Genomic DNA, 10,292 nt, shown 5'->3' with positions numbered 1-10,292 from the left:
TTGCAGGCCGTCACGCACACATTGGTGTAGTTGATGTTGCGTTCGATGATGTACGTCGCGATGTGCTCGGTGCCGGCGTAGCGGCAGCGGCGGACGGCGTCGGCGGCCTTGCCCAGCGCGTGCAGCGGAGCGGAGCGGTACAGGTCGAGCGCTTCCTCCGGCGTGATGCGGCCGCCCTGCGCGGCGCGGTCGAGTACGGACTGGAGGTCGGCGTTCTCGGTCACCGGGGCGTCCCTTTCGCAGGCGGGCATCACGAACTGAACCAGCGTACGTCAGGGGTACGACAGCCCCACCGCCCGGCCGGGCGGCCACCCGCGGCACACCGGGGGACGGCGACGGCCGGGCTCAGGAGTACCGGACGTGCCCCTTCGCCTCAGCAGTACGTGCCGCGCCGCGAGGCCGCTCGCTACCGGGCGGCCGCCGCCTCCAGCAGCTCCACCTTCACATCCGCCGGGAACCCGGTCGTCGGCCCGACCCGCCGGGCGAATTCCGCGACGCCCTTGAGCTGCGCGGGCCCGAAGCGGAAGTCCAGCGTGGTGAAGTAGCGCTCCAGGACCGGTTCGTCGAAGGTCTCCCAGCGGGCGGCCTGCTCGGCGACCTTGGCGACCTCCTCCAGCGACAGATCCCGCGAGGCGAGAAACGCCTCGTGCACCTTCTGCACCACGGCCGGTTCGCGCTCCAGATACTCGCGCCGGGCCGCCCAGACGGCGAAGACGAACGGCAGGCCCGTCCAGTCCTTCCACATCCGGCCGAGGTCGTGGACCTCCAGGCCCAGCCGGGGCCCGTCGTGCAGATTGGCGCGCAGCGCGGCATCGCCGATCAGCACCGCCGCGTCCGCCTCCTGCATCATCAGACCGAGGTCCGGCGGGCACGTGTAGTAGTCGGGCCGCACCCCGATCTTCTCGGCGAGCAGCAGCTGGGCCAGCCGTACGGACGTCCGCGAGGTCGAGCCGAGCGCGACCCGGGCACCGTCCAGCTGGTCCAGCGGCTTCTGCGAGACGATCACGCAGGACATCACCGGGCCGTCGCAGCCGACGGCGAGGTCGGGAAATGCGACGAGGTCGTCGGCGGCCCGCAGGAATTCGACGAGCGTGATCGGCGCGATGTCGAGATCCCCGCGCACCAGCTGCTCGCTGAGCTTCTCCGGCGTGTCCTTGGTGAGATCCAGATCGAGCAGGGTGCCCGTACGGGCCAGGCCCCAGTAAAGGGGCAGGCAGTTCAGGAACTGGATGTGGCCCACTCGCGGCCGGCTGCGACGGCGGCCGGCGCCGCCTCCCGCGGGTGCGTCTCCGAAGGTTGAATTGTCCACATGCGGAGGCTAGACCTGTGTCCCCGGGGGCAGCGCGGCGGGGCAGCGTATGGACGTTAGTGCCATCGGTTAAACGTGATCTTTGGCTCTTCCGCCTCAGGAGCAGCACATGCTACGCTCAGCGCAAGTTGCAGTTTGGTTTCCCTTGCAGTACAGAGCCTGCGGAGCATGTGACCCCGCAGGCTCTTGTAGTTTCAGACTTCTTTGCAGGTTCTGGAGCAGGGCAACCCTTTGGCCCAAGGAGGGCTTATGGCTACCGGAACCGTCAAGTGGTTCAACGCTGAAAAGGGCTTCGGCTTCATCGCCCAGGACGGCGGCGGCCCGGATGTCTTCGTCCACTACTCGGCGATCAACGCCTCTGGCTTCCGCTCCCTGGAGGAGAACCAGCAGGTGAACTTCGACGTCACGCAGGGCCCGAAGGGTCCGCAGGCGGAGAACGTCACGCCGGTCTAAGTTGCCCGGCCCGGAATTTCTTCCAGGTCGCCCCTAAGCAGTACCCAAGGAGCCCTGCTCCGCCACTTCGGTGGCGAGCGGGGCTCCTGCCTTTTCGCCCGCCGACACGCCCATCGCACGAATGGCGGGCACCTGAATTCCCGTCGTCCGACGCATGACACACCCGAATGCCACCGCAATAGGGAATTCTTCCGTCAATGACCGCGGATTCGCAGGCGACCTCGACTCCCGGCCGGATGAACCGCAGGGGAAGGAATTCCCGGGCCGTCCCTGTCACGCGCGTCGCCCGCCCCACGCACCCCGGGCCGCGCCGCACCCCTCCCCGCCCGGCCCGGCCCGCCGCGCGCGGGGGCGCACACCCGGCACCGGCACAACTCCGTACCGAAGCGATCACGGAAAGTGGTCACATCGGAACATGACCCGGCCTACCGTGGGCAGAATGAGCGAGCACTTGCCCCCGCAGAAGCCCTGCCCCGACTGCGCCGGCAGAGGCACCGTGGACTGGGAGACGCCGACCGGCGACCGCGTCACCACACAGTGCTCCGGTTGTGGCGGCACCGGAACCGTCCTGGCATAGAGGAGGCAGAGGCGACATGGCGGCCTCCAGTAGGAACGGTAAGCCGGTCGGCCTGGACGAGGAGTACGTCGGCCGGCTCCCGTGCTCGACCTGCGGCATACGGTCGATGAAACTGCCCGGTCAGCAGGGCGGGTTGTGCATCCCCTGCTACGCCGACGAATGCGCGGTCGCCGGGCGGCGGGCGGCGACGGCCGGCTCCTGGGTCGCCGCGAGTTTCGTGGGCGACCCGTGTCTGGCCTGCGGGTCGCGGTCCGTCGACGCCAACGGCTGGGCGTTCTGGTGCAACACCTGCGATATGCAGACGGCCGTGGCCCTGCCGCCGCGCTGAGCAGGCCCGGACAACTCCCCCCGCAGCAGCCGGCCTTGACCGGCCCCTGGCGGGTGCGGCGCACCGGCGGCCGCCGGGCCGGCCGGTGGAAGTCAGCCGGCTGCCGTGGTGCGGCAATGCACGTCAGACCCCGTGCCACCTCCCCCACAGAGGTGACACGGGGTTCCAGTTTGACGCGCCGAGGGCTTTTGCTCCAGACCGGGGGTCATCTGCTTTCGTAAAGGGCCGCTATGTCTTTGGCGAAATCGCGGGCCACGGCGGCCCGGCGGAGTTTCAGGGACGGGGTGAGGTGCCCGGTCTCCTCGGTGAAGTCCACCGGGAGGACCGCGAAGCGGCGGATGGACTCGGCCCGGGAGACCAGCTCGTTGGCGTCATCGACGGCACGCTGGATGTCGGCCAGCAGGCGCTCGTCGCGGACCAGGCGCTCGGGCGGCAGGTCCTGCTTCTTGTGCATCTGCCGCCAGTGCGCGAGCCCGTCCGGCTCCAGGGTGATCAGCGCGGTGATGTACGGGCGGTTGTCACCGATGACCAGGCACTGGCCTACAAGCGGATGCGAGCGGAGGCGGTCCTCCAAGGGGGCCGGGGCGACATTCTTGCCGCCCGTCGTCACGATGATCTCCTTCTTGCGGCCGGTGATCGTGAGGTAGCCGTCCGGGTCGAGAGCCCCCAGGTCACCGGTCGCGAGCCAGCCCTGGTCGGTGACCGGGCGGGCCGCGCCGAGGGCCGCGTCCCAGTAGCCGGAGAAGACGTGGTCGCCGTGGATCAGGATCTCGCCGTCGTCGGCGATGCGGACGGCGGTGCCCGGGAGCGGCCAGCCGACGGTGCCGATACGGGGCCGGAGGGGCGGGGTGACAGTGGTGGCGGCCGTGGTCTCCGTCAGGCCGTAGCCCTCGAAGATCTCGATGCCGGCGCCGGTGTAGAAGGCGGCGAGGCGGCGGCCGAGGGGTGAGCCGCCGCAGAGGACGTGGCGGACCTTGCCGCCGAGGGCGGCGCGGATGCGGCGGTAGACGAGGGGATCGTAGAGCTTGCGGGCGCCTTTGAGGGCCACGCCGGGGCCCGGGCCCGTCCCGTGCTCCCTGGCCTCGACGGCCTCGCCGTAGGAGCGCGCGACGCGGACCGCGCGGTCGAAGGAGGCGGCGCGGCCCATCTTCTCCGCGGTGGCCCGTCCGGTGTTGAAGACCTTCTCCAGGACATACGGGATGGCCAGCAGGAACGTCGGCCGGAAACCGGCCAGGTCGGCCAGCAGATCGTCGGTCCGGATGCTGGGGGCGTGCCCGAGGCGGACGCGGGCGCGCAGACAGCCGACCGCGACCATCCGGCCGAAGACATGGGAGAGCGGCAGGAAGAGGAGGGTGGCGGCGGGCTCCTCGCTGACCGACTTGAAGACCGGGTGCAGCAGCTCGACGGCGTTGTCGACCTCGGCGAAGAAGTTGGCGTGGGTGAGGGCGCAGCCCTTGGGGCGGCCGGTGGTGCCCGAGGTGTAGATGAGGGTGGCGAGGGCGTACGGGCCGGTGGCGGCGCGGCACTGGTCGACCGCCTCGTCCGGTATCTCGCGGCCCGCCGCGACGAGTTGGGACACGGCGCCGGTGTTGAACTGCCAGAGGTGGTCCAGGACGGGGAGTTCGGCGCGCAGGCCGCTGATCAGACGGGCCTCGTCGACGCCCTCCACGACGCAGGCGCGGGCGCCGGAGTCGTGCAGGATCCACTGCGCCTGGTGGGCGGAGGACGTGGGGTAAAGGGGGACGGTGACCAGGCCGGCCGCCCACGCGGCGAAGTCGACGAGGGTCCACTCGTAGGTCGTCCGAGCCATGATCGCGAGCCGGTCCCCGGGACGGAGACCGGCCGCGAGCAGGCCCTTGGCGACGGCGCGTACCTCGGCGGCGAACTCCGCGGCGCTGATGTCGCGCCAGATGCCGCTGGGCTGCTTACGGGCGAGCACGACGTCGCCAGGGGCCTCACGGGCATTGACGAAGGGAAGGTCCCCGAGCGAGCCACTCCGCACGGGCCCGGCCAGCGGGGGCACATAGACCTCCCGGACCGTGCCGTCGATCAGGGTTTTCTGCGGCTCGGTGAGGGTGGGGGTGGCGGTGGGGCTGGTGAGTGATCCGGGGGTTGCACTTTCCTGGTGGGACACGAGCGGCTCCTCGTCATTCCTGTGCAAGTTGCCGTGGGCTGTTCGCCGTTCGCCTACGGCGGGTGGGTGGCGGGTCGGAGGGGACGCCCGGTACCCCGTCCTCGGCGCGGGCGGCCCTGGTCCCAGAGGTAAGGCACCCCGGTATTTGCTCCGGTCCTGCGGGCGGGGCACCGGGGTAGTCAATTGCTCGTAGCCGCGTCGCCCGCGCCGAGGACGGGTCCCGGTGCGTCCCCTCCGACCCCCGCGGCAAACCACACAAGCCGCCCGGCGCCAGCCACAACGGCGCCGCACCAAACCACATACGGCGCCCACACAGGGGCGCGGGGAACTGCGCGACCAGCCACAACCCTCCCGCAGACAAAATCGAGACCCACCAAGGCCCCCGCCGGGCAGCAACCACTCCTGACCCAGCAGTAACCTTACTTCGAGGTAAATTTATGCCAGGACCGGGAGTTGGCCAATACCCCGCACCACCTTCGCCCCGCCAATCACGAAGCCGCCCCGACCCCGGAAGACCGGGACCGGGGCGGCAGCCGACGCGCGGGGCCGTGTCATCGCCCGGCGCAGGAGCGGCTCTCGTGGTCGACGAGGCCGCCCGGCACCCAACGCTCTCCACCCATGAGCTGGTTGAGTCCCATCCAGGCGAAGTTCATCATCGTGGCCGCGGTGTCCTTGGCCGGCGGATGCTCGGGGCCACCCGAATCCCCCTCGTCCGTACGGACATTGGCCCACTCGGCGAGTGACTCGGCCGCGCCGACCAACGCGTGCGCGAGGCCGGCGACCTCCCGTTCGGCCAGCTCACCGACGCAACCCGCCTCCTTTGCGGCTGCACCGAGCAACTCCGTGACGAACGCGACGATTTCCGCCCGCAGCGCGGCCACTTCGCGCGCGAACGGCTCACCGTGCGTCCGCGCCTGCTGGTGGAGTACGGCCCAGCCGTACGGATGCTCGGCGGTGTGCGCGAAGAAGCCCTTCAGGCCGCTGCACAGCTGCCGGTCGGGCGCCACCCCCGGCTCGACGGCCGATGTCACGGCCGCCACCAGCGCCGCCGACTCCCGCCGGATCACCGTGTTGAACAGGTCTTCCTTCGAGTTCAGGTAGAGATAGACCAACGGCTTGGAGACTCCGGCCAGTTCGGCGATCTCGTCCATCGAGGCCGCCCGGTACCCACGCCGCGCGAAGGTCAGTACCGCCGCGTCCAGCATCTGCTGCTCCCGGACGGCGCGCGGCACCCGCTTGCTCTTCACAGCTCCCACCCCGAATGTCCCTCCATCCCGCCCCTTTACTGCAAAGTAAGTTTACGATCTTCGCTTCCCACCCCTCACCTCTTGACGCGTTCCCGCCATGGCGAGACGATACGTATCGTCGCGCTACTGCGAGCAAGCGACGGCCTTGTCCGCAACCTTGGAGGACCACCCCATGCAGCAGTTCATCGACGCCGCCCCCGGAGTCCGCCTGTGGACCGAGCAGCGCGGTGCCGCCGACGCGGCCCCGCTGCTGCTGGTCATGGGTGCCCAGGCGAGCGGCCTCGGCTGGCCGGAGCCGCTGGTCGACGCACTGGCCGCGCACCACCGGGTCGTCCGCTACGACCACCGCGACACCGGCCGCTCCACCTGGTCCTTCGAGGAACGGCCCTACCGGATCGCCGATCTCGCCGATGACGTGATCGCGGTCCTGGACGGGCTGGGCATCGACCGGGCCCATATCGTCGGCATGTCATTGGGCGGCATGCTCGCCCAGATGGTGCTCGCCGACCACCCCGACCGACTGCTCAGCGCCACTCTCATCAGCACCATGGCCCTCAGCACCACCCACTGCACCCGCCCCGACGGCAGCACGGTCCCCGCCGACGCACTGCCGGGCATCTCGCCCGAGGTCCTGGAGCTGTGGTCCCATCCCGTCGAGGATCACGGCCCGGCGGCCGAAGTAGAGCGCCGGATCGAACACTGGCGCGTACTCGCCGGTGACCAGCTCCCCTTCGATGACGACTACTTCCGCGCCTTCGAGCACCACGTCATCGCCCACACGGGACACCACCGGGTGAGCACCGCACACGACCGTGCGGAGCACGACGGCATGCTCCGCACGGACCGGCTCGCCCGCAACGAGGTCCCCACCCTGGTGGTCAGCGCCACCGCCGACCCGGTCATCCCGCCGCCGCACTCCCAGCATCTGGCCCAGTGCGTCCAGGGTGCGCAGCTCGTCGAGATCCCCGGCATGGGGCACGCGCTGCCGCCCGCCGTCCACGCACCGCTGGCGACGGCGATCCTGGCGCACACGGGCGCGGTAACGGTGGCCTGAAATCGGTCCCTTCGGTCCGCAGACGGTGAGGAGGACACCCCACGACTGCGCCCCGGCCTTTGGGGAAAGGCCGGGGCGCAGTCGTGGGGACGGCTCGGGAACGCTAGGCGGCAGCCGGTGCCGGTACGGAGACGTTCGCGTCCGCTTCGTCGGTGGCGGCCGTGTCCAGGCTGATGCTCCGCGCCCCGTTGTACGCCTCGCGGTCGAGGATCTTCTCGCGGGCGGAGACCAGGATCGGGATGACCGCCTGACCGGCCACGTTGGTGGCCGTGCGCATCATGTCCAGGATCGGGTCGATGGCCATCAGGAGGCCGACGCCCTCCAGGGGGAGGCCCAGGGTGGAGAGGGTCAGCGTCAGCATGACCGTGGCGCCGGTCAGGCCGGCGGTCGCGGCGGAGCCGATGACGGAGACGAAGGCGATCAGGAGGTAGTCGCCGATGCCCAGGTCGACGCCGAAGATCTGGGCGATGAAGATCGCGGCGATCGCCGGGTAGATCGAGGCGCAGCCGTCCATCTTGGTCGTCGAGCCGAACGGCACCGCGAAGGAGGCGTACTCCCGCGGCACGCCGAGGCGCTGGGTGACCTGCTGGGTGACCGGCATGGTGCCGACCGAGGAGCGGGAGACGAAGGCCAGCTGGATGGCGGGCCAGGCGCCGCGGAAGAACTGGAGCGGGTTGACCTTGGCGACGGTCGACAGCAGCAGCGGATAGACGCCGAAGAGGACGAGCGCGCAGCCGACGTAGATGTCGACGGTGAAGGTCGCGTACTTGCCGATCAGGTTCCAGCCGTACGTGGCGATGGCGTTGCCGATGAGGCCGACGGTGCCGATCGGGGCGAGGCGGATGACCCACCACAGGGCCTTCTGGAGCAGTTCGAGGACCGAGCGGCTGATCGCGAGGACCGGCTCGGCCTTCTCGCCGAGCTGGAGGGCCGCGATACCGGCGACGGCGGCCATGAAGACGATCTGGAGCACGTTCAGCTCGGTGAACGGCGTGATGATGTCGGTGGGGACGATGCCGGTCAGGAAGTCGATCCAGGAGCCGGCCTCGTCGGGGGCCTTGCCGTCCTTGGGGGTCAGGCCGGTGCCCGCGCCGGGGTTGCTGAGCAGGCCGATCGCCAGGCCGATCGCGACGGCGATCAGCGAGGTGACCATGAACCACAGCAGGGTGCGGGAGGCGAGCCGGGCGGCGTTGTTGACCTGCCGCAGATTGGTGATCGACACCAGGATCGCGAAGAAGACCAGCGGCGCCACGGCCAGCTTCAGCAGCTGGACGAAGAGGTCGCCGATGTGCGCAAGCGTGGTGGTGAGCCAGCCGACGTCACCGCTCTTGGCGACCCAGCCGAGCAGCACGCCCAGGGCGAGGCCGGTCAGGATCTGCACCCAGAACGGGATCGTGGGTATGCGGGAGGACGTGGGGCGCTGCGGCGCCGGTGCGGACTCGGAAGTCTCGGCGGACGGGGACAAGGGACACACTCCGGGGACAGGTCAGGCGTCAGGGACGGCGAAAAGAAGCGCCAGGAACTCGAGCGGCTGCGGAGCAGCAGCGATGCGGGCCTCTCCCGCCCGGAGGGGTGGGGAGAAGGATCTCCGGCCGCTGAGGAGAGAGGTCAGCGGCGGCAACAGGCCGCGGACACACAGCGGCAGAGATCGACATGCAGGCGCGCCACGAGCGGAGTGCTCATGGGGGACGGGGGCGCGGCTGCTGACTTCATGAGAGGAACGTTAACACTTGAACTTTGAGGAACCCAAAGAAAATCTTTGAGTTCCGGGGGTGGCCCGCGCACCGGACCCGCCGTCAGAAACGCGACAGGCGCCCGCCCGTGGAGCGAAGTCCACGGCGACGGGCGCCTGTCGCGACGAAGCGGCTGTGAGGCGTGTTACATCACGGGGCCGGTGGCCCCGGGGGCGGCCTTACTTCAGGCCGTCCTCCTGGCCGACGCTGGCCGCGAAGCGGGCACGCCGGCGGTCGACCCTGGGGGCGATCTGCTGGGCCATCGCGTCCCGCTGCTTGCGCAGCAGCACGAAGCTGAGCGGCGCGGAGATCACCACGGCGAGCAGCAGCAGCCAGAAGATGTTGGAGGCGCCGAGCCCGAGCGGAATCACGTGGACGTACGCCAGCACCCACACCACGGCGAACGAGGCAACGAAGAGGCCGATGCGAAGGGCGGTGTAGCGGAGCGTGGCGAAGTTGTGGCTACTCACGGATGGGACCTTCTCCTCAACGGCAACCTAAAGGGTCTGCATCCAGTCAAGCACAGCGCTTCGGGCGATCTTCGCGGCCCCCGCCCGCCGCAGCCCGGTCATGGCGCGGCCCGCCCGGCACAGCCCCCGGCCCGGCCGTCAGCCCAGATCCAGCCACATGGTGATGTCGTCGCGGTAGTCGTCGTCCGCCACCCGGATCGCGCCGGGCACCCGCCCGACCTCCTGGTAGCCGCAGGCCTCATAGAACGGGCGGGCGCCGGAGCCGCCGCGGCAGGTGAGGCGGAGCGCGGTGATCCCCTCGACGGAGCGGGCTGCGTCAGCGACCGCCGCCATCAGCCGGCGGCCGGCGCCCCGGCCCTGGACGGTGGGGTGGACCATGACGGTGTAGACCCACAGCCAGTGCTTCATCAGACGGTGGGTGTTGGTGGTGAGGAACGCCGTGGCCAGCACCCGGCCGTCCGCGTCCCGCCCTGCCACCAGGTGCTGGCGGCCCTCGGCCATGGCCGTCAGATGCTTGCGCAGCTCCGGGCGGACGTCCTCGCGGGTCACCGGCGGCACGAACCCGACCGCGCCCCCGGCGTTGGAGACATCGGCCCACAACGCGCATATTCCGTCATGGAGTTCGGGGGTGACGGAAGGGTCCAGGTCGAAACGCACGTTCATGACCCGGACCCTAACGCTCCCCGCCGACGGCGCTTCCGAGCAGGTCAGACGCGCATCGGCTGCGGGGATTCGCGGCGGTCCGGGTCCGGGCCCGGGTACTCGCGGATCGCCTCGTAGCGGGTGTTGCGCTCGACGGGGCGGAAGCCGGCGTCGCGGATCAGCTCCAGCAGGTCCTCACGGGTCAGCTTGTTCGGCGTGCCGTAGTTGTCCGCGTCGTGCGTGATCTTGTATTCGACGACCGAGCCGTCCATGTCGTCCGCGCCGTGCTGGAGGGCGAGCTGGGTGGTCTGGAGACCGTGCATCACCCAGAAGCACTTGATGTGC

10 protein-coding genes and 2 pseudogenes are annotated in these 10,292 nt (G+C 70.1%); 4 read left to right on the top strand and 8 right to left on the bottom strand.

Going from position 1 to position 10,292, the window contains the following annotated elements:
- A pseudogene (locus tag AC3EUV_RS37845) lies at positions 1 to 224 on the bottom strand (dehypoxanthine futalosine cyclase); the annotation flags it as partial.
- 182 nt (positions 225 to 406) lie between these two features.
- The gene (locus tag AC3EUV_RS37840) at positions 407 to 1,309 is read right to left on the bottom strand and encodes a menaquinone biosynthetic enzyme MqnA/MqnD family protein (RefSeq protein WP_432143824.1); all 903 of its coding nucleotides are present in this window, start codon (positions 1,307 to 1,309) and stop codon (positions 407 to 409) included.
- 249 nt (positions 1,310 to 1,558) lie between these two features.
- Here AC3EUV_RS37840 and AC3EUV_RS37835 point away from each other — a divergent pair, with 249 nt between their 5' ends.
- The 3 genes from AC3EUV_RS37835 (at position 1,559) to AC3EUV_RS37825 (ending at position 2,667) form a co-directional block, all read left to right on the top strand.
- Positions 1,559 to 1,762 carry a cold-shock protein gene (locus tag AC3EUV_RS37835; protein ID WP_003984261.1) on the top strand — a complete coding sequence of 68 codons (204 nt, stop codon included), beginning with the start codon at positions 1,559 to 1,561 and terminating at the stop codon, positions 1,760 to 1,762.
- A gap of 439 nt (positions 1,763 to 2,201) precedes the next feature.
- Entirely contained in the window at positions 2,202 to 2,339 is a 138-nt protein-coding gene (locus AC3EUV_RS37830) for a hypothetical protein (RefSeq protein WP_158092640.1), read from the top strand.
- Positions 2,340 to 2,355: 16 nt separating this feature from the next.
- Positions 2,356 to 2,667 (top strand): hypothetical protein, encoded by a 312-nt coding sequence (locus AC3EUV_RS37825; RefSeq protein ID WP_432143823.1) that lies wholly within the window; start codon positions 2,356 to 2,358, stop codon positions 2,665 to 2,667.
- Positions 2,668 to 2,872: 205 nt separating this feature from the next.
- Here AC3EUV_RS37825 and AC3EUV_RS37820 read toward each other — a convergent pair whose 3' ends face one another.
- Positions 2,873 to 4,801, bottom strand: a complete 1,929-nt coding sequence (locus tag AC3EUV_RS37820; RefSeq protein ID WP_435604863.1) for an AMP-dependent synthetase/ligase — start codon at positions 4,799 to 4,801, stop codon at positions 2,873 to 2,875.
- A 551-nt stretch (positions 4,802 to 5,352) separates the two neighbouring features.
- Positions 5,353 to 6,057 (bottom strand): TetR/AcrR family transcriptional regulator, encoded by a 705-nt coding sequence (locus tag AC3EUV_RS37815; protein WP_435604862.1) that lies wholly within the window; start codon positions 6,055 to 6,057, stop codon positions 5,353 to 5,355.
- Between the two features lie 163 nt (positions 6,058 to 6,220).
- Here AC3EUV_RS37815 and AC3EUV_RS37810 point away from each other — a divergent pair, with 163 nt between their 5' ends.
- Positions 6,221 to 7,102: an alpha/beta fold hydrolase gene (locus AC3EUV_RS37810; protein ID WP_435604861.1), complete on the top strand. Its 882-nt coding sequence runs from the start codon at positions 6,221 to 6,223 to the stop codon at positions 7,100 to 7,102.
- A gap of 103 nt (positions 7,103 to 7,205) precedes the next feature.
- Here AC3EUV_RS37810 and AC3EUV_RS37805 read toward each other — a convergent pair whose 3' ends face one another.
- The 4 genes and pseudogenes from AC3EUV_RS37805 to AC3EUV_RS37790 all read right to left on the bottom strand — a co-directional run.
- Positions 7,206 to 8,567 carry a dicarboxylate/amino acid:cation symporter gene (locus AC3EUV_RS37805; protein ID WP_435604860.1) on the bottom strand — a complete coding sequence of 454 codons (1,362 nt, stop codon included), beginning with the start codon at positions 8,565 to 8,567 and terminating at the stop codon, positions 7,206 to 7,208.
- Positions 8,568 to 9,014: 447 nt separating this feature from the next.
- Positions 9,015 to 9,305: a DUF4229 domain-containing protein gene (locus AC3EUV_RS37800; protein ID WP_432143816.1), complete on the bottom strand. Its 291-nt coding sequence runs from the start codon at positions 9,303 to 9,305 to the stop codon at positions 9,015 to 9,017.
- A gap of 138 nt (positions 9,306 to 9,443) precedes the next feature.
- Complete coding sequence (locus tag AC3EUV_RS37795; RefSeq protein WP_432143815.1) at positions 9,444 to 9,968, bottom strand: GNAT family N-acetyltransferase; 525 nt, start codon at positions 9,966 to 9,968, stop codon at positions 9,444 to 9,446.
- Positions 9,969 to 10,012: 44 nt separating this feature from the next.
- Positions 10,013 to 10,292 (bottom strand): annotated as a pseudogene (locus AC3EUV_RS37790) (aminofutalosine synthase MqnE); the annotation flags it as partial.

Source organism: Streptomyces sp. bgisy130 (assembly GCF_057708345.1).
The sequence above is the reverse complement of the archived record's forward strand: the minus strand, read 5'-3'. Positions and strand labels throughout refer to the sequence as shown.